Here is a 21,247-nt window from a genome sequence, read left to right as displayed (position 1 = left end):
GTTTCTCGCGTCGCTCCGCTCCAACACGGGCTGAAGCACGGCCTCGAATTCGGCAGGGTGCCGGAGAATGGGGGCGGTTCGATGATCACTCTCCCGGTGCGATCGGAGCTGCCGCTATGCACGATGACCGTCGCTTGATCGAGGGACGCCTGGGGCGGGTTCTCGGGGAACGGATTGTTCCGGCGATTTATCCCGAGTCGGTGCCGCTACGGGCTTCGACGTGGGTTGCTCCGGGCGAACCGGTGGAGGTGGCCGAAGGGCTCGCTGCGCCTCGGACGCCGGTTGAATCGGGGGCACGGTGGGGTGCGCCTTGGGGTACGAGCTGGTTGACGGTGGAGGGGACGGTGCCCCAGGGCTGGGCGGGGAAGACCGTCGAGGCGCTTATCGATCTCGGGTTCGACCAGAATATGACTGGGTTTCAGTGCGAGGGGCTGGTTTATCGGGCGGATGGGTCGCCGGTGAAGGGGTTGCATCCGCGCAATCAGTGGGTGCGGGTGGGGGCGCCGGCCGTCGGTGGGGAGAAGGTGTTGTTGCATGTGGAAGCGGCGTCGAATCCGATTATTCCGTTCTTCGGACCGACTGCGCTGGGCGACAAGATCACCGCCGGTGGCGATCCGCAGTATCGACTCGGAAGGCTGGATCTCGCTGTCTTCGACGAGGAGGTCTGGCAGTTGGTGCAGGATCTCGAGGTGCTCGGCGAACTCATGCACGAGATGCCGGAGGATCCGGCGCGACGGTATGATATTGTGCGGGCGATCGAACGCGCGCTCGATGCCCTCGATCTGCTGAATGTGAATGCCACCGCGACGGCCGCACGCGCCTGCCTGGTCGATGTGCTCGCCGCGCCGGCGATATCTTCCGCGCACACGATCTCCGCGGTGGGTCACGCGCATATCGATACGGCGTGGCTGTGGCCGCTGCGCGAGACGGTGCGCAAGGTCGCCCGCACCACCGCGAATATGACTGCGCTACTTGCCGATTCACCAGAATTCATCTTCACCATGTCACAGGCCGCGCAGTACGATTTCGTCAAACAGCATCGGCCCGAGGTGTACGCGAAGATCAAGCAGGCGGTGACCGAGGGGCGGTTCGTACCCGCCGGTGGCATGTGGGTGGAATCGGATACGAATATGCCGGGTTCGGAGGCGATGGCACGGCAGTTCGTCCACGGTAAACGGTTCTTCCTGACGGAATTCGGTATCGAGAATCAGGAGGCGTGGCTGCCGGACACCTTCGGATTCGCGGCCGGGCTGCCGCAGATCATCAAGGCCGCAGGCTCCAAATGGTTACTGACACAGAAGATTTCGTGGAGTCAGATCAATCAGTTCCCGCATCACACCTTTCTGTGGGAGGGCATCGACGGGACGCGGATCTTCACTCATTTCCCGCCGGTCGATACCTACAACTGTTCGATGTCCGGTCACGAGATCGCGCACGCGGCAAGGAATTTCAAGGAGAAGGGCCGGGCATCGATGTCACTGGCTCCGACCGGGTGGGGCGATGGCGGCGGCGGGACCACGCGGGAGATGGTGGCCAAGGCCGCGCGGATGAAGAATCTCGAAGGGTCACCGAAGGTGTTGTGGGACAAGCCCGCCGACTTCTTCGCCAAGGCCGAGGCCGAGTACGCGGATCCGGCCGTGTGGGTGGGTGAGCTGTACCTGGAGCTGCATCGCGCCACGCTGACCAGTCAGGCCAGGACCAAGCAGGGCAATCGGCGCAGCGAACATCTGCTGCGGGAGGCCGAGCTGTGGGCCGCGACCGCAGCGGTGCGCAAGGGGTTCCAACACCCGTACGCGGCGCTGGATCGAATCTGGAAGACGGTGCTACTGCACCAGTTTCACGATATTCTGCCGGGCTCTGCCATCGCGTGGGTGTATCGGGAGGCGGCGCAGACATACGCTGCGGTGGCCCAGGAACTGACTGCGATAATCGATCAGGCGCAGCAGGCACTGGGCGGTGAGGTGGGGCCGAATGTCTTCAATTCGTCCCCGCACACTTGGCATTCGGTTCCGGCCGGGGCGGCGGGCCCGATGCGATCCGCTCCCCCGTGCTCGGTGATCGAGCGGGCCGAGGGTGGATTCGAGCTCGAAAACGGTGTGCTGCGAGTCGAAGTCGATGCGCGGGGTCTGGTCGTATCGATCTTCGATATCAAAAATGAGCGGGAGGCCCTGCCGCCGGACTCGGCTGCGAATCTCCTGCAATTGCATCCGGATCTACCGAATTCCTGGGACGCGTGGGATGTCGATCTGTTCTATCGGAATCGCGTCACCAACCTCGTCGAGGTGGATTTCCTTGTGGCGGACTCGACACCGCAGGCGACGGTGCGGATAGGTCGCTCCTTCGGATCATCCAAGGTCAAGCAGACCGTGACGCTGCGAGCGGGCGCGCGAGCCGTCGATATCGACACCGAAATCGACTGGCACGAGACCGAGAAATTCCTGAAACTCGCCTTCCCCCTGGACATTCACGCCGATCGCTACGCCTCCGAAACACAGTTCGGGCATATGTACCGTCCGACGCACACCAATACCAGCTGGGAGTACGCGAAGTTCGAAGCCTGCAATCACCGCTTCGTCCACCTCGGTGAGCCGGGTTGGGGCATTGCGCTGGTGAATGACTCGACCTACGGGCACGATGTCACCCGCACCGTACGCGCCGACGGCGGGACGACGACCACACTGCGCGCCTCGCTGCTGCGTGCACCGCGCTTCCCGGATCCCGAAACCGATCACGGAACACACCATTTCCGGCATTCGCTGCTCCCGGGAGCCTCGATCGCGGATGCGGTACGCGATGGCTACCGCATCAATCTCACGCCGCCGACTCCCGGCTGCGCCGAGACGGTGAAGCCGCTGTTCACCATCGACAATGATGCCGTGGTGACCAGCGCGGTCAAACTCGCGGATGATGCGAGCGGCGATATCGTGCTGCGGGTTTACGAAGCGCACGGTGGCCGGGCCGAGGCATGGGTATCGCCCGGATTCGATTTCAGCGGATTCCAGCGCTGCGACCTGCTGGAACGCCCGCTGCCCGAAGAATCCTCGGAGACCCCGCAGAGCGCGGGAATTCGCCTGCGGCTGCGACCTTTTCAGCTCGTCACCCTGCGCTTCAGGCGTTCCCCCGAATCGTCGCCGAGTCAGTAGCCGGCATGGCGGGTTGCGATCCGTGCCACCGCGACAGCCTTCGGGAGGGATCCGCTCGGTGATTCGCCTGCGCCGCCGCCACAACCCCACTCGATCACCCAACAAGTGCTAGGTTGCGTCGGTTGTCTTGTATCGGATGGAGTTTCGGGTGGGGCTGGGAAGCTTGTGGCGGCGCGAACGGGAGCCGCGCAACGAGATAACACCGGAAGTCGCGGACGAACTGTGGGGCTCGTACGCGGAACTGCTGACCTGGCGGCTGTTCAACCTGCCGCTCGGTGGGCGAATCATGTTGTCACCCGGCCAAGGCCGGACCGCGCGATTCACGCGTGACGGCGGCGGGCTGGAGTGGGCGCTCTTCGCGCCCGGCCAGGACAACCTGCCCAGCCGACGGCTGCCGTGGCCCGCGCGATTCGACGACTACGAGTCCTTCGTGACGACGGCGATACTGGGGATCCGCGACATCTTCGATGTCGCGCTTCCTTTCGAACTGACCGCGCAAGCGTGGATCGAGGACAACGGGGAGCAACTCGATACGCGCGGCATCGGGTTCGGCGAATTCGGGGACGAGATACACGACTACGATGCGGACGCGGCCCTGGAACTGACCGATATGGGGCGGCTGCTCGGCTCGTCGGATCGGGATGCCAAGACGCAGGACCATAAGATCGCCATGGTCTACGGCGTGCACGTGCTCGAACAGCAGGGCGTCGAAATCCTCACCGGCGGCGCGGAGAGCTGGCCGGTGCGCGATCACACGGTGCATTTCATCGGGATGGACGGGGACCGGCTGATCGTGATGGATGTGTTCGTGAATCTCAAAGGGCTGCAAGGTATTCCGGCCGCGAGCACCGATGTCGACGGGCACATCGTCGACCGCGGCAGTCTGGCGTACGCGCACGCCATGATTCAGGCCGATCCGGATTTCCAGCGAGTGCTGGCGCGGCGGCCCGAGTTGGCGCAGGCGCTGAGCGAGAACCGGCTCACCCTCGAGTATTCGATCCTGGAGATCGATTCCGAGCAGCGGGTCCATCGGCACGGCTTCGACTTCACACCCGACACGCAGGTCGAAATCGATCTCGGCAACGCCGCGGAATCCGGGAATGGACCCGCGACCGACCCCATCGACGTGCGACTGCCGTTCGACCCATTCCCGCTGCTGCAACCCGCCGACTGGCCGTATCGCGATCGAATTCCGCACTGGCCCAGCGCATCCGGCAACGCACCGATCATCGTCATGGCCGCCGACACCGGCGACAGCTACGCCGTTCAAAGTTACGACCAGAGCAGCCGCGAAACCGAATTCATGCTACCCGCAGCCATCGCGCGACTCTCCGGACTGCAACGCTACGAATGGGAGATCGACGAAGTCTACGGTCTCCCCATCGCCAACTGCTCCGGCCACGACTTCTCCGCCGAAAAAGTGCTCGACCCCCACGCCATGCAAACCGCCCACAACGCACTCCGCACCGCACGCCTATGGGTCGCCACCCCCCGCCGCACCTGCCTCACCGCCGTCCCCTACGACCTCGACGACCGCCAAACCCTGGTATTCCAACACCTGGTCCGCCTCACCTACGAGGACGATTCCTACGGCAATGCCCCCATCACACGCGGTGTATATCTCGTCGAAAACGGCCACATCACAACGTTTGTCGACGACGTAGACCTCATCATCCCGCGCTGAACCGCACGCCGTCTTCCAACCCTGGGCGGTTCAATCCGCCCAGACAGTTGGCCGTTACTGAGGTTCGTCGCGTGATGGCGCTCCGCGTGTCTCTGGCCCCGAGTCGACCAACCACCGCGAAGCGGATTCCTTCGCCTGGCCCGGGAATGGTCCCGGGGCCTTCGTAGCCGAATACCATGCGGCACAGCACGTTCGGTCGGGGCTCGGGAGAATCAAGACAAACGCGGCAGTGCTGGTGGCGTCGCCTGCCGTACCCGGCTTTCGCTCCCCTCATCAGGCGCACTTTCGCACCTCCCGGCCTGGCGGGAAGGTTGTGGGAACCTTCAGAACCACAACGAAAAAAGACAAAACGAACAAAAGACAAGACAAAGGCGCCAGGACGAGTAGGGCCGACACCCGCTCGAGACTTGGACGATCGATCACCGGGAACTGAGCGTTGGATTTGGCTCGAAATCCAACGCTCAGTTCCCGGTGATCGCCTGTCCAGGTATGTATCTGCGTGTCGCGCGGGTGTTTCGGGGTCTTTGTCCGAGAAGGTTCCCACGGCCATCCGGCCACGCTGGGAGGTGAGAGGGCGGCTCCCAAAAGGGGGAGCGAAAGCCGGGTACGGCAGGCAAGGTTCCCACTCCGAAGAATCTTGGCCATCCTCCGAACCCCGCTGGGCCTGAAGGTAATCCGCCAGACCCTGCTACGAAGGCGCCGGATACAACCCGTCCTGTCCGCAGATGATCACCTCCACCAGTCAGTAGTGCCTCAGCGGTGAGTCGCCGCCTCCCCGCCGTGTGTGCTGACGCTGTACCAATAGCCCGGCGGTAACGCTGGGTGCCGTATCCGCTGCAGGCGGACGGGCTCGAGAGCGGAAATTAGGGTATTGCGACGAGTTTTCCTGTGGCTTGGTTGTTTTCCATGTATTGGTGGGCGTCGGCGATGTCTTTCAGGTTGAGGATTCGGTCGATGTTGGGGTGGTAGATGCCGGCTTCGATCTGGTTGATCACTCGCTGCAGGATGGGTGCGCCTGCGGTGCCCTTGTAGTCGTCGCTGTGGAATGCGGTGAGTTTGGTGGCGGAGGGGATCATCGCTATTGGTTCGAAGTCGGGGATCAGCCAGCCGCTGAGGGAGCCTGCCATGCACACTGTTCCGCCACGGCGGACCAGGCGCAGGGAGTCCGTCAGGGTGGTGGCGCCGATGAGATCCAGTATGTAGTCCGGGCCTTCGGGCCAGATGTCCCGCAGGGTCGGTGCGAGGGGTTCGCCGTTGTCGGGGAGTACGTGGTCGATGCCTGCGGCGGTCAATGCGGCGGCCTTGGTGGGCTGGCGGGTCGTGGCCGCGGTCTCGATGCCGTATCCGGACGCGATCGATGCGGCTGCCATACCGACCGAGGCGGATCCTCCTCGAATCAGTAAGCGGGCCTTGGTGTTCGGTGTGATACCCAATGCGTCCAAGGCTCCTTGGGCGGTCAGATAGGTTTCAGGCAGGGCGGCCAGGACTTCCCAGGGCAAGGTGGTACTGATCGGCATCAGCAGTTCGTTCGGCAGCAGGGCGTATTCGGCGTAACCGCCGTCGAACTCGCGGCCCATTTCACCCATTACCGCCGCGACGGTCGTCCCCTCGGGCAATGCGGGGTAAGTTGAAATGGCAAGGGTTCCAACGCATTCGATCCCGAGCACACGCGGGAAGCGCACATTCGGGGAATGCCCCTGGCGGGTCCGCAATTCCGACCGATTCAGGCCCGCGCCCTCGACTTTCACCAGGCTCCAGCCCTCCCGGACTACGGGGACTGGCAACTCCCGGATCTCCAGTACCTCCGGGCCACCCGCCCGGACGCAGACGGCCGCTCGCATTGTCGTCACGTTCTCGCTCATGTGTTCACTGTCGTCCCGAGGCGGTATGGCGGGCCACCGATAGAATGCCAAACTATGCCCGTTGGCCGCCAAACCACTCCGCCCGTTCCGACATCGCGGTTATGGCCGTCGGGCGGAGTGCACCTGTGGCCTTCCGGCGGAACGAGCTCGGCACACTCCCATCCACGTGGGCACCTGGTGTACGCGGCGAGCGGCGTCCTGTCGGTCCACACCGAAGCAGGCACCTCGATCGTTCCCACCAATCGAGTCGCCTGGACCCCCGCCGGATTCATGCACTACCACCGCGCGCACAGCAACACCGATATGCGAATCGAATTCCTACCCGCGGGCCTGGCCCGCCTGATACCGGCCCACCCGACCGTATTCATGGTCTCCGACCTGGCCCGAGAAATCCTGCTAACCCTCACCGGCCCACGCAATTACGACCCCCTCGACTCCGACCATGCCGCCCGCGTCCGCCTACGCCGAGTCCTCGTCGACGAACTCCACCGAACCCCCGACCAACAATTACAACTCCCCGAACCACGCGACGACCGCCTGCAAGCCATTGCCCGAATCCTCTACGACCACCCCGCCGACAACACCCCACTCGCCGACCTCGGACGCCGAATCGGTGCCAGCCCCCGCACCCTGAGCCGCCTATTCCACACCGAACTGGGCATGACCTTCTATGAATGGCGCACCCAACTACGCATCCACCACGCCCTCATCCTGCTCGCCGACTGCCACACCACCACCCACATCGCCCACGCCTGCGGCTGGTCGAACCCCAGCGGCTTCATAGCCGCCTTCACCAACATCATCGGCACCACACCCGGCCACTACCGAAGTCGTTGTGCGTCAGCAGATTAGAACGTTCCCGGGACTCCGAAGACCTACAAGAATCGGCTCATGCCGTGTGGCGGGCGGCCTTGGGAGAGTCGAGAGCTTGTAGCATCGATCGAATGAAAATTGGAATGGGTTCTGTTGCAGGCGCTCTCGCTGTTGCCGCGGTGTCCGTGGTCGCTCCGGTTGCCTCGGCCTTTCCTTCCGGGTCGGCCGGGGGTGGGGATGGGCGCGAGGTGGTGATTGTCGACGGCACACTCGAGTTGAGCAATCTGGACTCTTGTTGGGCCAGTGGGTTTGCGCGCGATATTCGGTTCGAGAATCGCAGTACGCGCAATTTCCTGGTGTACGGGACCAGTGATTGCTCCGGTGAGCCGACCGCGACCGTAGCTCCGGGCGCGACCACTACGTATTTCGGGTGGTCGGCCATGGCAGCCAAGTAGGCAACTGGCGAGCAGGAGCGGCAAGGCCCCGGGCGGGAGCGTTCGGGGCTGGTCAGGTCAGGTGGCGGAGGAAGAAGCGGGTGGCGCTTTCCACCTCGTGGCGGATCTTTCGGCGGCGTCCGACAGGTGATCCGCACCGAGGCAGCCGAAAACCGCTGCGGTGATTCGGGGTTCGGCCGCGACCAGAGGGATGCCTATGCCGGTGCCCTGCATGATGCCCCAGAAACCGACGGGGACATCGGGGCCGATTCGGGGAAGTTCCGCAGGGCATCGACGGCCGATTGCCATTCGGGGATGGCTCGGGGGCCAGGTCGCCGTGGCCGGGAGCGTCGAGGGCGTGTATCACGGCCTCGGAGAGATTAGCAGCCCGAACCCGTTCGCGCGCTCCAGCTCGGGCTGCACGAATGGCCGAGTGTGCTGCCGGGGCATCGGAACCCACCTATTTGGCGCGCCCGCGCAGATAGCGTTGCTGGGGCAGGCTGGTGGTGCGGGTGGCAGCGAATTCGAAAGCCGCGCGGGCGGATTCATGATCGCCGGTCATATCGAGCAGATGCGCCCGCACCGCGTACAGCCGGTGATCCTCGGCGAGGCGACCATCGGCCTCGAGTGCGCCGAGCAACTCCAGCCCGGCCTCCGGTCCCCGCGACATTGCCACCGCCACAGCATGATTGAGCGCGACAATCGGATTGTCGGCCAGTGCCAGCAGCCGCTCGTACAGCAGCACGATCTGCGGCCAATCGGTGGACTCATTATCGGGCGCCTCGTCATGCAATGCCGCGATCGCCGCCTGCAGTTGATACGGGCCCACCGGTCCGCGCGGAAGTGCCGCGGTGATCAATGCGACGCCCTCCGCGATCGCTTCGGCATTCCACAGCGCGCGATCCTGCTCTGCCATGGGAATCAGGCCCTGATCGGGAGCGGTCCGGGCGAGGCGGCGGGCATCGGTGAGCAACATCAGCGCGAGCAGACCCGCGACCTCCGGATCACCGGGCAAGAGGTGAAAAACCATGCGGGTCAACCGAATCGCCTCTGCCGAGAGCTCCACGCGCTGCAGGCTCGGGCCGGTGGTGGCCGCATACCCCTCGGTGAAGATCAGATACAGCACGTGCAGCACCGCCGCCAGACTATCCGTGCGATCGGCGGGCGCGGGCGGTGCGAACGGCAGTCCGCTCTGCTTGATGGTCGACTTGGCCCGCGAAATGCGCCGGGCCATAGCCGATTCCGAGACCAGGAAGGCCCGCGCCACCTCCGCGGTGGTGAGCCCGCCCACCGCACGCAATGTCAACGCGATCTGGGATTGCGGCGGCAGCGACGGGTGACAGCACAGGTACAGCAGCACCAGGGTGTCATCGCCGTCGGTCGGCGCGCGATCGGCGGGCGGGGTGACCCAGTCCTGCGGCAGCATCCACCCCGCCGCGGTGTCCTCGCGCCGGCGGCGGGCCTGTTCGGCGCGGAGCAGATCGGTGAGCCTGCGGGAAGCGACGGTGATCAGCCAGGCCGGCGGGTTGTCAGGGACGCCCGCGTCCGGCCACTGGGTCGCCGCGGCCAGTAATGCCTCCTGCACCGCGTCCTCCGCGGTGTCGAAATGCCCGTACCGGCGTACCAGCGCGGCCAGGACCTGCGGCGTCAGCGGACGCAGCAGATCCTCGACCGGCTCGGTCACCTCAGAACCCGAGTTCCTGCGCACCATCCGCAATCGGTCGGATATCGGCGTACGCATTGGCGGCGGCCTGTGCGGGCGCGGGGCACTGCTGTAGCCGGCCCGCGATTTCGGTTGCGCGGTCGAAACTCTCACACTCGACGATCCAGTACCCCGCGAGCACTTCCTGGGTTTCGGCGAATGGCCCATCGGTCACGAATGCCTGACCATCCTTATTTCCGACTCGGCGAGTATGCACCGGCGCGGCCAGGCCCCGTGTCTCCACCAACTCCCCCGATTCCGCCAACTCCTTGTTGAACGACTCCATGAACCCGAACATGGCGGCAAAATCCTCCGGCGCCCAGCCCGGAGTCTCCGCCGTCCCACCCGACATGCCGTCATAGTCCCGCTGCGAGGCATAACTCAGAATCATGTACTTCATGACCACTCCTAATCCGGGGCCACACCGATGTGCGACTCATGGAGAACGTCGAAGCCGATCTCCATTCTCGGACACGACCGCGCGGGGCCGGACAGACGGGGCCGGACGAGCGGTTTCGGCGCGCGTGCGGGCGGCCGCCCCGGCTCGACGCCGACCGGGAGATCCGGGCCGAATCGGCATAGCATCGGGCCGTGCCCTCGATACCGCCTTTGCCCTCGTTCCGTGCAGCGGGAAGGCGGTCGGCGAAACCGTTGCCGCGTATTCGGATTCCCACCGCGCGCGCGATTGTGGATTGTGCGGTGTATGTGGACGGCAAGCGGCTGCGGGGCCATTTCTCGCATTCCGCCGCACTGGCGGAGGTACGTAAGCGCGGGACGGGGTTCGTCTGGGTGGGATTGCACGAACCCGATGAGATCCAAATGGGCGATATCGCACAGACTTTCGGATTGCACGCCCTCGCGGTGGAGGATGTGCTGGAGGGATCGCATCGGCCCAAGCTGGAGCGGTACGACGATACGCTCATGATGGTCATGCGGACCGTCGCCTATGTCGAGCACGAATTGCATACGGTCAGCGAGATCGTGCAAACCGGTGAGGTAGTGGTGTTCACCGCCCCCGATTTCGTGGTCGCCGTGCGGCAGGGGGAACACTCGGGACTCGCCGGCGTCCGGCAGGCGCTCGAAAACGATTCGGAGCGACTACTACTCGGACCCGGCGCGGTATTGCACGCAATCGCCGACTATGTGGTCGATACCTATGTCGAGGTGACGCAGAAGCTCGAGGTCGAGGTCGATCTGGTCGAGGAGGAGGTCTTCTCTCCCAAGAGCCAGGTGGCCATCGAATCGATCTATCAGCTCAAGCGCGAGATAGTCGAATTGCGCCGCGCGGTGAGCCCGCTCGCGACCCCACTGCAATTACTCGGGCGGCCCGATACCCCACTGCCCAAGGAGGTTCGGCGATATCTGCGCGATGTCGCCGACCACCATATCGCGGTCACCGAGCGCATTCGCGATTTCGATGAGACGCTCAGCGCGCTGGTCAATGCCGCCGTCGCCAGAACCGCGGTGCAGCAGAACACCGATATGCGCAAGATCTCCGCCGCGGTGGCCATTGCCGCGGTGCCGACCATGATCGCCGGAATCTACGGTATGAACTTCGATCACATTCCGGAGTTGCACCAGGTGTGGGGATACCCCGCGGTGCTGACCCTGATGGCGATCCTCTGCACGACTCTGCTGGTGATATTCCGGCGCAATAAGTGGTTGTAGCGCGCCGGTCGATCCGGTCGCCGAGTTCACTCTCCGTTCTCCGCGTGATGTGGACGGCTGTGCCATACTTCCAAACATGTATAGCCAAGTTTCGAGCGGGCGCGGGGTCGAGGCGGCCGTGATCGATGGAGATGTGCGCCTGACCGCAGGTGGTCGGGTGGTCGAGATTCCCGCGATCTGGTTGCGGGACACCGCACCCGATGCGGACAGCCGGGATGTGCTCAGCGGGCAGCGACTGTTCAATATTCTCGATCTACCTGCCGATATCCGGGTCGAGGAGGCGGCGGTCGCCGACGATCGGCTGCGGGTGCGGTTCACGCCGGGCGGGCATCAGACCTCGTTCGATTTGCATGTGCTGCTGGGCGAGGCCGATCGGGTCGCGGATCTCGATCTGCGTAGTGAACGGGCCAAGCGGTTGTGGAGCGATGCCGCAGACGCCGAGACGCTGGCACCCGTCAAGTGGGAGAGCTATCTGGAGAACCCTGCGCCCGCATTGCGGCAGGTCGTGGAGTGGGGATTCGTACTGCTGCAAGGCGTTCCGGCGCAGGCCGGGCAGGTCACGCAGGTCGCCGAGACCTTCGGGTATGTGCGCGAGACCAATTACGGCCGGATCTTCGATGTGCGGGTGGAGCCGAATCCGGTGAACCTGGCCTTCACCGGGTTGGCCATCACCCCGCATACCGACAACCCGTATCGCGAGCCGGTGCCCACGCTGCAATTGCTGCTCTGCCTGCACAATGCGGCCGAGGGCGGGGATTCCGGCATGGTGGACGGGTTCGCGGCCGCGGCCGAACTGCGGGAGACCGATCGCGCGGCCTTCGATGTGCTCACCTCGACTCCGGTCACCTACCGGTATCACGGTGATGGCACCCGGCTGGCCGCGGTGGTGCCGTTGATCGGCCTCGATGCCGAGCAGCGGATTCGGGAGATCCGGTTCAACAACCGGTCCATGGAGGTGCCGCCGGCCGATCCGGCGCGAGTGCGAGCGTTCTACACCGCCTACCGCAGCTTCGCCGAACTGCTCTATAAACCGCAGGCGCAGTTGAACTTCCGTCTCGATACCGGCGACTGCCTCATCTTCGACAATACCCGGGCCCTGCACGCCCGCACGGCCTTCGCGGCGGCGGGCGGCCGACACCTGCAGGGCACATACGCGGATCTGGACGGATTGAACAGCACGCTCCGGCGACTGGAGGAACGATGACACACGCCTACGAGGTTCTCACCGAGCTGTTCGAGAGCGAGGGCGCGAAAGACTACCTCGGCGAACAGGTTTCGATGGCCACCCACATGTTGCAGACCGCGCGGGTGGCGCGCGAATCCGGAGCAGCGGCCGCACTGATCGTGGCCGCGGTCGTACACGATGTCGGGCACTTCTCCGGTGCGATGAGCGGGCGCGAGCTCATGCGGGGCAATGACAATCGCCATGATGCCGTTGCCGCGCAATGGCTTTCACAATGGTTCGATGCCGCCGTCACCGAACCGGTGCGGCTGCACGTGGCGGCCAAGCGGTATCTGTGCGCCACCGACCCCGCCTATTACGACCTGCTCTCGGAAGCCTCGAAGTACACCATGTCGGTGCAGGGCGGGGATATGAGCGCCGCGGAGGTGACGGCCTTCGCCGCCGAGCCGTACTGCGAATCCGCCACGGCCCTGCGCAGATTCGATGATGCCGGAAAGGATCCGGACGCGCCGGTGCCGACCCTGGCGGACTTCCGCGCCGAGATCGAGGCCATGGATCGCACGCTCAGGTCGCCAGCAGCGATCTGACCCGGCTCACCGCCCCGGCCGCCACCGAATTGCGCACCACGAACGCGACCGCGGACCCGACATAGGTGTCGAAGGAGCATTCCAGAACTTCGCCGGTCGGGTCGGTGGTGCGCCGGATGGTGCGCAATAGCGGTGTGCCGGTACGGATTCCGAGCAGTCCGGCGGTGCGGGTGGGCGCGGCGACGGCATCGATGGAGTGTTCGGCGTCGGCGAAGACTATGCCGTAGTTCTCCAGGTGATCGGTGATCGATTCGGCATCGAGGTCCATGGCCAGAATGGGCTCGGCCAGGCGCTCCGGATAGTAGGTGTTCTCCAGCATGGTCGGGGTGCCGCTCAGCAGACGGACGCGCTCCACGTGAAAAGCGTTCTCCCCCAGCGCCAAACCCAATTTATCGCGCACCTCCGCGGTCGGGGTGACGCTCGCGGTGCCGACGGTGCGGCTGCTCGGCGTCTCGCCGATACTGCGCGCCCAGCGCGCGAAGCTGACCAGTTCGGTCATCGGCTGCGAACGCGGGCCGCGCAGCACCTGGCGGCGTGCGCCTTGGCGCGAGGAGACCACGCCCGAGGCGCGCAGGAACGCGAACGCCTGCCGGATGGTGCCGCGCGAGACGCCGTAGCGCTCGCTCAGCCGGTGTTCCGAGGGCAGTGAAGCACCGTCGGCGAACTCTCCGTTCTCGATCGCCGCACGCAATTGTTCGGCGATCTCCCGATAGCGGGGAACCTTCGGATTCTCACTTGTCACACCGCAACTGTATTCAACGCGGATCGGCGGCCAGCAGCACCGGTCTGTCCAGCAGTGATACGTCCACTCGCGTGCCCGGTGTCAGGTCGCCGGCGCGGTGACTGGCCACATCGGCGAGCAGCTCGATTCCGTCGGCTCGAATCAGGCGCAGGCGGGTGGTCGCGCCGAAGAAGGTTCCGGCAGTCACAGTCACTGTGCCGTCCGGGGATTCGTGCACCAGGACCGCTTCGGGTCGGGCCAGCACGGTGACCTCGCCCGCGGCGGTCGCCTCACCATCGCAGGGCAGCACCTGCTCCCCCACCCGCACATGCGCGGCATCGACGGCGGTGGCCGGAATGCGGTTCATGGTGCCGACGAATTCGGCGACGAACGGGGTGGCGGGGCGCTGATACACCTGGTCCGGGCTGGCGCACTGCTCCATCCGGCCATTGCGCATGACCGCGACACGGTCGGCGATGGCGAGCGCCTCCTCCTGATCGTGCGTCACGAAGACGGTGGTCACGCCCAATTCACGCTGAATGCGGCGGATCTCCTCACGCAATTGCTGGCGCACCTTGGCATCGAGCGCGGAGAGCGGCTCATCCAGTAGCAGCACCCGGGGAGCGATGGCGAGCGCGCGGGCCAGCGCCACCCGCTGCTGCTGACCACCCGAGAGTTGATGCGGGTATTTCGCGACATGCTCTGCGAGCCCGACCATATCGAGCAGCTCGCGTGCGCGTTCACGCCGACCCTTGGCGGGCCGCCCGCGCAGGCCCAGACCGAAGGCGACATTGTCCTGCGCCGACATGGTCGGGAAGAGGCTGTAGGACTGGAAGACCATGCCCATATCGCGCTTGTTCGCCGGAATGGACGAGGCATCACGGCCGCCGACCAGGATCTCGCCCGAGGTGGGGTGATCGAATCCGGCGAGAATGCGCAGGGCCGTGGTCTTTCCGCAGCCCGAGGGGCCGAGCAGCGCGATGAACTCGCCGGGGGCGATATCGAGGGTGAGTCCGTCGAGGGCGCGCACCGTACCGTAATGCCGGTGCACGTCGACGAAACCGACTGCGGTACTGCTGATTTCGGGGACGGCCTGGGCGGTCATCGGGGAGCCTTTCGGGATCGACCGGCGATCGAGACGACGAGGAGCAGGATGAGCCAGGTCAGCACCAGGCTCAGGATCGACAGCGCGACCTGGAGTTGACCATCGGTATTGGCCGATTGCGCCAGCCACACCGGGAAGGTGCGGAAGATGAGGATCTTGGCAATCGTGTACTCCCCCATGACAAGTGCGAAGGTCAGGAAGGCGGCATTCAGGAGGGAGGTGCGCAGGGCGGGCAGTACCACCCGCCACAGCACCGTCGGCCAGCCCGCGCCGAGATTCTGCGCGGCCTCGACCAGGACATCGATGCGGGAGCCGCGGATTCCGGCATCCAGGGCGCGGAAGGTGAATGGGAGTGCGATCACCACGTAGACCAGAGCCAGGATCAGCGAGAGCGGCTGTTTCTGCAAGGCGGTGAAGACCTGGGTGATCTCCACGTAGTCGCTGTTATTGCCCCAGGAGAGCACGCTGCGCACGCCTACCACCAGGGCGACCGGCGGAATCACCAAGGGCAGCAACGACAGCAGCTCGACCAGTGGACGGGCAGACTGTAAACGCAAGTGCACCAGCAGCATTGTCGGCACCATGAGGACCAGGGTGACCACGACGGCGATCAACCCGAGCGCCAGGGAGGTGCCCAATGCGTCGGAAAGTCCTGCGGTGGAAAGGATTCGCCGGTAGGCGCGGAAACTCACGCCGTGTGCGTCGTGGATGGTGAACCAGAAGGCCACCGCGAACGGCCCGATGAAATAGATCCCGGCCAAGCCGAGCACAATCCACCGCCAGTACGCCCGCGGTGCGGCGAAGGCACGAGACCCGGGCGAATTCGATTGCCCCGCAGTGCCACCCAGCACCACGCCGGGATCGGTCACTGTAGCCATCGTGAGGTCCTGTTCTGCATGTACTGGTAGAGCAGGGTCAACGGCACCACCACCACAATCATGTTCAAAGCCATGGCCGCGCCCAGATTCTCCTGTCCGACAAGGACATTGCCCGAGACCGCGCTCTCGATCTGCAGCGGCGTAATGGCGAGGGTGCCATTGGTGAGCGCGTCCGCCGTGGCGAAGGACGAGAACGACGTGCAGAACAGCAGGGCCACACTGCCCAGGAAATGCGGTAGCAGGGCGGGACCGGCGACATAGCGCCAGTACTGCCAGCCGTGCGCGCCCAGGCTCTCGGCGGCCTCACGCCACTCCGGGCGCAGTCCCTCCAAGGCCGGGGTGATGACCAGAACCATCAGCGGCACAAGGAAATACAGGTAGACGAACTGCACGCCCGCCTGCGAGTACAGGTCCAGGTGCAGGTCATCGCGCAGCGAGATATTCAAGTGATCCTGGAGCAGCTTGGTCAGCACACCGGCATTGCCGATCGCCGCGACGAACAGGAATGCCAGTGGCAGGCCACCGAAATTCGCGAGGACGGCCGCGCTCGTGGAGACCGCACGCTGCAACAACTGTCCACGACCGCTCGAAATCGCCTGCGCCAGCACAATACCCAGCACGGCAGCGATAATCGCGACCACGAGCGAGAGCACCACACTGTTCTTCAACCCGGTGAGGTACGCACCCTTCAGCGCCGCAGCCACATTCGCGGTGCCGAACGACGTGTTCCCGCTATCACCGACCTGGAACGCGGAGTACGCGATCACCCCGGTCGGCAGCAGGAAGAACACGCTCACATACGCGAGAAACGGGACGAGCCCGAGCCACTGCAGGGCTCGGGCCGAACGAACCGAAGAACTCATTTGACAGTGTTCGCCCAGGTCTGGGTCATGGTGTCCTTGGCCTTGGCGGCCTGATCGTCGGTCGGGTAGACCGCCTTGTCGCTGGCCGCGGGCAGCACCTTCGCCAGCGCCGGATCGACCTTGCCGCTCTTCTGCATGGCGGGCAGGCGGACCGGGCGGGCGAAGCCCTTCAGCAGGCCGTTCTGGCCCTCATCGCTGTACAGGTACTCCTGCCACAGGCGAGCGGCGGCCGGATGCGGGGCCGTCTTGCTGACAGCCTGCGCGTAGTAGCCGCCGATGGTGGCGTCGGAGGAGACCGAGACGGTCCACTTCACGCCCGAGTTCGCGGTGGTCTGGGCGATACCGGCATTGAGGTAGTCCCAGTCGATGATGATCGGGGTCTCACCGGACTGCACGGTGGCGGCGGTCGCCTTCACCGGCACGAAATTGCCTGCGCCCTTGAGCCTTCCGAAGAAGTCGATACCGGGCGCGATATTGTCGGCCGAGCCACCGTTGGCCAGCGACGCGGTCCAGACCGCCATGAGCGCGGAGTTGCTCTTGAGCGGATCGCCGCTGAGCGCGACCTGCCCCTTGTACTGCGGCTTCAGCAGATCGGCGATGGTGGTCGGGCAGACCTGCACCTTCGCGGCATCGCAGCCGATGGACATATACCCGCCGTAATCGGCGAACCACGTTCCGTCCGAAGCCTTCTGGGAATCCGGGATATCGGCCCAGCCCGTCACCTTATAGGGCGCGTACAGCCCTTCCTTCGCACCGCTGATGGCGAACGAGGTACCCACATCCACCGCGTCGGGCGCGCGATCCTGCCCCTTCAGCGACTTGATCGCATTGATCTCATCCGCGCTGCTCGCCCCCGGATTGTCATCATTGACCTTGATCCCGTACTTGGCGGCGAAGTTGTCCATGAGGTCGCCGTAGCCCGCCCAATCCCGTGGCAGCGCCATGAGATTCAGCGTCCCCTCCTGCTTGGCGGCCGCGATCAGCGCGTCCATCCCGCCCAGATCCGCGGCCGAGGTGGCCGTCGCGGCGCTGCTTGCCGCCGTCTCCGACTTCTTGGTGCAGGCCCCCATGCTCAGGACCAAAGCCCCCGCGACGAGACAGATTCCAACATTGCGAGCAGTTGCGATGCGCACGAGCGACTCCCGGTCCAGCGTTCGATCAAATCCGGGAACCGATCACGATCCCCGGCAACTTGTACATACATTCGGCCCGAAAGTTGTATAGCCAAGATATCGTAAACATATACAGAACGTGAACAGAAAATGTGATCTCCGAGACACCCCCCGTTCACCCCATCTTGCCCTTGAATCGCTATGCCCCGCAGCGAAATCCCCCCACCCACCACCCCAACCCCAGTAGCTACAGGTTCGCGCCCCCACCGCTGACCATCCTCACGATCGTTACGGCTGGGCCAGGTCGACGAGAGTCGCGAAGCGGCACAAGAGTTTCTCGAAGACATTCCTGACCTGCTGAGCCAGCGTGACCGCCCCGCGGCCACGCTGCGACTCTCGCTGCCGACCGACTCTGAAGTGCTACAACGCCTCCGAGAATGTTCAGTTCGACTGGGGTTCCTTGAATTTGGCTTCCATTTCTGCGGCTAGTTGGGGTTGGGTGGCTTCCATTTTCTGGACGTAGGTGACTGCGTCGCCGACGGTTCGCAGGCTTGCGAGGTCTTCGTCGGGGATTTTGACGCTGTATTTGTCCTCGAGTTGTACGGCGATCTCGACCAGGGACAGGGAGTCGATTTCGAGGTCGTCTACGAAGGACTTCGCCATGACGACCTCCGATGCTTCGATGCCGGTGACCTCTTCTACGATCTCCGCGATGCCTGCGACGATTTCTTCCTGCGTGGTAGCCACGAATTGCCCTCTCCTCGTTGTGCGGTCACATATCCGCTGTACGTCAGTACGCTAGGAGCTCCAGTAGGGTGGAGGTTCAAGATCTTGTGACTGATGACACACAGGCAAGTGCTCTGGTGAGTATCGGGGAGTTGGCTTGTAGCAGCGGGATTGCGGTGCGGACGATTCGGTTCTATTGCGACGAGGGGATTTTGGAGTCCCGGCGGAGCGCGGGTGGGCATCGGATGTTCGACGGTGACAGCGCTACGGAACGGTTACTGCTGGTGCGGCGGTTGCGGGCGCTCGGGCTCGGGCTCGGATCGATTGCCGATGTGCTGCGGGGCGAACGGTCGATCGGGGAGGCGATCGCGGCCGAAAGTGCGCGGGTCGATATCGAATTCAGGGCGCTGGCTTGGCGGCGGGCGTCACTGCGGGCAGTGCGGGCGGCTGCGCCGGCGCAGCGGGGTGAGCGGCTCGCATTGCTGGCCGCCGCGCAGGATGGTGCGGCGGTGCACGATTGCCTGGTGCGGTTCTGGCGGCAGATTCTCGCACCGATAGCAGGGGCCCGGGTCGATGGCTGGGTGCAGTGGAATGTTCCGGAGCCACCCGCCGATCCGTCCGTGGACGAGGTGGTCGCGTATGCCGAACTGGCCGGTCTGGTCGGCGATCGCGCGATGACCCCCCTTGTGCGACAGCAACTCTGGCGGAGTCGGCCGGAGCTTATTCGTGACGGTCGGGCGCTCTATGACGAGGTGGGTGACGTCATGGCGGATGTGGTGCCACTCGTGGCGGAGGGTGTGCGGCCACACGGTGGCAGCGAACTAGATCGATTCGTCAGCGCGCACGCCGGTGCACGAGGGGAAGAGGACTCCCCGCGATTCCGCCGGCGATTGCTGCTCGATGCGACCGACACCGACCACCGAATTCACCGGTATTGGGCTCTGACACAGCGGTTCCTCGGAACTCGAATCACCGTGGGGCGAGCCCATAACTGGGTGTATGACGCGTTGGCGCGGGACTGTTACGGGACGTAGAAGGTCGCGAGGCCGGGCGTGACTGTGCTGGCGGTGACCGTGTTGAGGATCAGGGCGACCTGGCCCGCGCCGGTATTGATGGTTGCGGCGGAGGGGATGCCGTTGAGGCCGTCGGAGAGATCGGCGGCTCCGGTGGCTCCGGTGGAGAGGTTGATCCACTGGATGTGGGAGGAGAGGGGGCAGCCCCAGCCGCCGGGTTTACCGCCGGTGATCAGCACTACGCCGGGCCGATCACCGACGACCGCCGCGCAGCTGCCTGCGGGGGCGTCGAAACTTCCGGTGGGGATACCGAAAGGGGCGGGGTTGATCTGGAAAGGGATGGTTGTCGCGTCCGCGGTGGCCGTGCCGGTTGATGCCATCCCCGCCGCGGCACCGATTACGGCAATAAGACCGAGCTTGTGAGCGAAACCCATGGTGGAGTTCTCCTACATCCTGTTGGACCCGACCCAGACATTGCTCTGAATATCGGGCGCTCACCGCTCGGCGTTACAGTCAGCACTCTTCTGGCTAATCAGACCAAAGCCTCGAACCGGACGTAGTCCTGCAGGACGATGGCGTCGGCCTTTTGCAGCGACTTCGACATCAGGCCGCGCATGGGCTTGGAGGTCATCATGCGAACCGAGAAGTTGCGCATGCGGATTGCCGCGCGGCTGCCCGGGAGGAAGCCGTTGACCCCGCCAGGCGGCAGCTTCTGGCATTCGGTGACATACGGGCGCAGCTCTTCCTGATAGCGGGCGAAGGCGGCCCGGTGATCGCCGCGGGAGCGGGCCAGTTCCCCGGCCAGGACATACGCGCCGACCATGGCCATCGCGGTGCCGTTGCCCGAGAGCGGTGAGCCGCAATAACCCGCATCACCGATGAGCGCGACGCGCCCGCGCGACCACGCGTCCATCCGGGTTTGACTGATGGTGTCGAAGAAGAAGTCCGGAGCCTGATCCATGACTTCCAGCAATCGCGGCACGTGCCAACCGAGTTCGCCGAACTTCTCCGACAGAATCCGTTGCTGCCCCGCCTGATCGCGGCGGTCGTACACCAAATCCGTTGCCTTGAAACCGAACATGGCCTTGGCACTGGCCGGCCCCTCGGGGCGAATGGCCGCGAGCAGACCGCCCGGGGCGTTGTACATCAGAAACCAGTCGTCCAGGTCCAGACCCTGCACCGGAATGGTGAAGTAGGACAGATACCCGCCGAGGTTGTGTACGAAGTCGGCCTCGGGACCGAAGGCCAGCCGCCGCACCGTGGAATGCAGACCGTCCGCACCGACGACCACATCGAAGACGCGGGATGCGTTGCGGGAGAAGTCGACCACCACGCCATCGGCGGTCTCACGCAGATCGGTGATCGTATCGTCGAAGAGGTACTCGACACCGGATCGCGCTGCCGCATAAAGGATATCGGTGAGATCACCGCGCAGGATCTCGATCTCGGCGACCGCACCCTCACCATCGAAGAGTTCGGCGGACATACTCGCAGACCAGTTTCCGGCGGCATCGACATAGGCGAGCCCCTTCTCATGCACGCGAGCCCGCTCGATCTGCGGCAGGATGCCCATCCGATCGGCCACCTGCTTGGCAACGCCACGCAGGTCCACGGCCTGACCACCGGGACGCGGGGCGGGTGCCCGCTCGACCACGGTGACCTCGAATCCATAGCGGCGCAACCAATATGCGAGGGTCAGTCCGGCAATACTGCCGCCGGAGATGAGAACGGTGCGGGTAGTGCTGTTCATGGG

At 64.7% G+C, this 21,247-nt stretch carries 19 protein-coding genes; 8 read left to right on the top strand and 11 right to left on the bottom strand.

Going from position 1 to position 21,247, the window contains the following annotated elements; all coding sequences use genetic code 11:
* Positions 1-116 precede the first annotated feature (116 nt).
* On the top strand, positions 117-3,143 hold the full coding sequence (locus GFY24_RS09600; protein WP_153804606.1) for a glycoside hydrolase family 38 C-terminal domain-containing protein: 3,027 nt from the start codon (positions 117-119) through the stop codon (positions 3,141-3,143).
* A gap of 148 nt (positions 3,144-3,291) precedes the next feature.
* Positions 3,292-4,827: a hypothetical protein gene (locus tag GFY24_RS09595; RefSeq protein WP_153804605.1), complete on the top strand. Its 1,536-nt coding sequence runs from the start codon at positions 3,292-3,294 to the stop codon at positions 4,825-4,827.
* Positions 4,828-5,690: 863 nt separating this feature from the next.
* Here GFY24_RS09595 and GFY24_RS09590 read toward each other — a convergent pair.
* Positions 5,691-6,689, bottom strand: a complete 999-nt coding sequence (locus GFY24_RS09590; protein ID WP_228566118.1) for a zinc-binding dehydrogenase — start codon at positions 6,687-6,689, stop codon at positions 5,691-5,693.
* 177 nt (positions 6,690-6,866) lie between these two features.
* Between GFY24_RS09590 and GFY24_RS41790 the strand changes: the two genes are divergently transcribed.
* The gene (locus GFY24_RS41790) at positions 6,867-7,541 is read left to right on the top strand and encodes an AraC family transcriptional regulator (protein WP_309230653.1); all 675 of its coding nucleotides are present in this window, start codon (positions 6,867-6,869) and stop codon (positions 7,539-7,541) included.
* 104 nt (positions 7,542-7,645) lie between these two features.
* Positions 7,646-7,957 carry a hypothetical protein gene (locus GFY24_RS41035; protein ID WP_194852803.1) on the top strand — a complete coding sequence of 104 codons (312 nt, stop codon included), beginning with the start codon at positions 7,646-7,648 and terminating at the stop codon, positions 7,955-7,957.
* Positions 7,958-8,396: 439 nt separating this feature from the next.
* Here GFY24_RS41035 and GFY24_RS09580 read toward each other — a convergent pair whose 3' ends face one another.
* Both GFY24_RS09580 and GFY24_RS09575 read right to left on the bottom strand, forming a co-directional pair.
* Positions 8,397-9,620: a sigma-70 family RNA polymerase sigma factor gene (locus GFY24_RS09580; protein WP_309230652.1), complete on the bottom strand. Its 1,224-nt coding sequence runs from the start codon at positions 9,618-9,620 to the stop codon at positions 8,397-8,399.
* Between the two features lies 1 nt (position 9,621).
* Entirely contained in the window at positions 9,622-10,038 is a 417-nt protein-coding gene (locus GFY24_RS09575; RefSeq protein ID WP_153804602.1) for a YciI family protein, read from the bottom strand.
* A 191-nt stretch (positions 10,039-10,229) separates the two neighbouring features.
* Between GFY24_RS09575 and GFY24_RS09570 the strand changes: the two genes are divergently transcribed.
* From GFY24_RS09570 to GFY24_RS41785, 3 genes are all read left to right on the top strand, one after another.
* Positions 10,230-11,306: a magnesium and cobalt transport protein CorA gene (locus tag GFY24_RS09570; RefSeq protein ID WP_375336020.1), complete on the top strand. Its 1,077-nt coding sequence runs from the start codon at positions 10,230-10,232 to the stop codon at positions 11,304-11,306.
* 76 nt (positions 11,307-11,382) lie between these two features.
* Positions 11,383-12,510 (top strand): TauD/TfdA family dioxygenase, encoded by a 1,128-nt coding sequence (locus GFY24_RS09565; protein ID WP_228566117.1) that lies wholly within the window; start codon positions 11,383-11,385, stop codon positions 12,508-12,510.
* A complete protein-coding gene (locus GFY24_RS41785; RefSeq protein ID WP_228566116.1) occupies positions 12,507-13,076 on the top strand; it encodes an HD domain-containing protein in 570 nt (189 codons plus the stop codon). Before GFY24_RS09565 ends, GFY24_RS41785 begins: the two co-directional genes overlap by 4 nt.
* Here GFY24_RS41785 and GFY24_RS09560 read toward each other — a convergent pair.
* The 6 genes from GFY24_RS09560 to acpM form a co-directional block, all read right to left on the bottom strand.
* On the bottom strand, positions 13,054-13,818 hold the full coding sequence (locus GFY24_RS09560; protein WP_309230651.1) for a GntR family transcriptional regulator: 765 nt from the start codon (positions 13,816-13,818) through the stop codon (positions 13,054-13,056). The two genes, GFY24_RS41785 and GFY24_RS09560, sit on opposite strands and share 23 nt — an antisense overlap.
* Before the next feature lie 13 nt (positions 13,819-13,831).
* Positions 13,832-14,902, bottom strand: a complete 1,071-nt coding sequence (locus GFY24_RS09555; RefSeq protein WP_153804601.1) for an ABC transporter ATP-binding protein — start codon at positions 14,900-14,902, stop codon at positions 13,832-13,834.
* Positions 14,899-15,780 carry an ABC transporter permease gene (locus GFY24_RS09550; RefSeq protein ID WP_153804600.1) on the bottom strand — a complete coding sequence of 294 codons (882 nt, stop codon included), beginning with the start codon at positions 15,778-15,780 and terminating at the stop codon, positions 14,899-14,901. Before GFY24_RS09550 ends, GFY24_RS09555 begins: the two co-directional genes overlap by 4 nt.
* Positions 15,768-16,643, bottom strand: coding sequence for an ABC transporter permease subunit (locus GFY24_RS09545; RefSeq protein WP_153804599.1), 876 nt, complete (start codon positions 16,641-16,643; stop codon positions 15,768-15,770). Before GFY24_RS09545 ends, GFY24_RS09550 begins: the two co-directional genes overlap by 13 nt.
* Entirely contained in the window at positions 16,640-17,776 is a 1,137-nt protein-coding gene (locus tag GFY24_RS09540; RefSeq protein WP_309230650.1) for an ABC transporter substrate-binding protein, read from the bottom strand. The genes GFY24_RS09545 and GFY24_RS09540 overlap by 4 nt, the downstream gene beginning before the upstream one ends.
* A gap of 420 nt (positions 17,777-18,196) precedes the next feature.
* Positions 18,197-18,502: a meromycolate extension acyl carrier protein AcpM gene (acpM, locus tag GFY24_RS09535; RefSeq protein WP_309230649.1), complete on the bottom strand. Its 306-nt coding sequence runs from the start codon at positions 18,500-18,502 to the stop codon at positions 18,197-18,199.
* Between the two features lie 68 nt (positions 18,503-18,570).
* Here acpM and GFY24_RS09530 point away from each other — a divergent pair, with 68 nt between their 5' ends.
* On the top strand, positions 18,571-19,515 hold the full coding sequence (locus GFY24_RS09530; RefSeq protein ID WP_309230648.1) for a MerR family transcriptional regulator: 945 nt from the start codon (positions 18,571-18,573) through the stop codon (positions 19,513-19,515).
* Here the strand turns inward: GFY24_RS09530 and GFY24_RS09525 are convergent.
* Both GFY24_RS09525 and GFY24_RS09520 read right to left on the bottom strand, forming a co-directional pair.
* Positions 19,503-19,928 (bottom strand): hypothetical protein, encoded by a 426-nt coding sequence (locus GFY24_RS09525; RefSeq protein ID WP_153804598.1) that lies wholly within the window; start codon positions 19,926-19,928, stop codon positions 19,503-19,505. The two genes, GFY24_RS09530 and GFY24_RS09525, sit on opposite strands and share 13 nt — an antisense overlap.
* 98 nt (positions 19,929-20,026) lie before the next feature.
* Positions 20,027-21,244, bottom strand: coding sequence for an FAD-dependent monooxygenase (locus tag GFY24_RS09520; RefSeq protein ID WP_153804597.1), 1,218 nt, complete (start codon positions 21,242-21,244; stop codon positions 20,027-20,029).
* Positions 21,245-21,247: the final 3 nt, after the last annotated feature.

The organism is Nocardia sp. SYP-A9097 (assembly GCF_009649815.1).
Lineage (GTDB): Bacteria > Actinomycetota > Actinomycetes > Mycobacteriales > Mycobacteriaceae > Nocardia.
Note: the sequence above shows the minus strand (reverse complement) of the source record. Positions and strands in the feature narration are given on the sequence as shown.

What these genes read in the sequence shown, in the direction of transcription:
- GFY24_RS09545 (WP_153804599.1), bottom strand. Translation starts at nt 16,643, where the DNA reads ATGAGTTCTTCGGTTCGTTCGGCCCGAGCCCTGCAGTGGCTCGGGCTC.
- GFY24_RS09525 (WP_153804598.1), bottom strand. Translation starts at nt 19,928, where the DNA reads ATGGGTTTCGCTCACAAGCTCGGTCTTATTGCCGTAATCGGTGCCGCG.
- GFY24_RS41785 (WP_228566116.1), top strand. Translation starts at nt 12,507, where the DNA reads ATGACACACGCCTACGAGGTTCTCACCGAGCTGTTCGAGAGCGAGGGC.
- GFY24_RS09565 (WP_228566117.1), top strand. Translation starts at nt 11,383, where the DNA reads ATGTATAGCCAAGTTTCGAGCGGGCGCGGGGTCGAGGCGGCCGTGATC.
- GFY24_RS09520 (WP_153804597.1), bottom strand. Translation starts at nt 21,244, where the DNA reads ATGAACAGCACTACCCGCACCGTTCTCATCTCCGGCGGCAGTATTGCC.
- GFY24_RS09550 (WP_153804600.1), bottom strand. Translation starts at nt 15,780, where the DNA reads ATGGCTACAGTGACCGATCCCGGCGTGGTGCTGGGTGGCACTGCGGGG.
- GFY24_RS09590 (WP_228566118.1), bottom strand. Translation starts at nt 6,689, where the DNA reads ATGAGCGAGAACGTGACGACAATGCGAGCGGCCGTCTGCGTCCGGGCG.
- GFY24_RS09575 (WP_153804602.1), bottom strand. Translation starts at nt 10,038, where the DNA reads ATGAAGTACATGATTCTGAGTTATGCCTCGCAGCGGGACTATGACGGC.
- GFY24_RS09600 (WP_153804606.1), top strand. Translation starts at nt 117, where the DNA reads ATGCACGATGACCGTCGCTTGATCGAGGGACGCCTGGGGCGGGTTCTC.
- GFY24_RS41035 (WP_194852803.1), top strand. Translation starts at nt 7,646, where the DNA reads ATGGGTTCTGTTGCAGGCGCTCTCGCTGTTGCCGCGGTGTCCGTGGTC.
- GFY24_RS09555 (WP_153804601.1), bottom strand. Translation starts at nt 14,902, where the DNA reads ATGACCGCCCAGGCCGTCCCCGAAATCAGCAGTACCGCAGTCGGTTTC.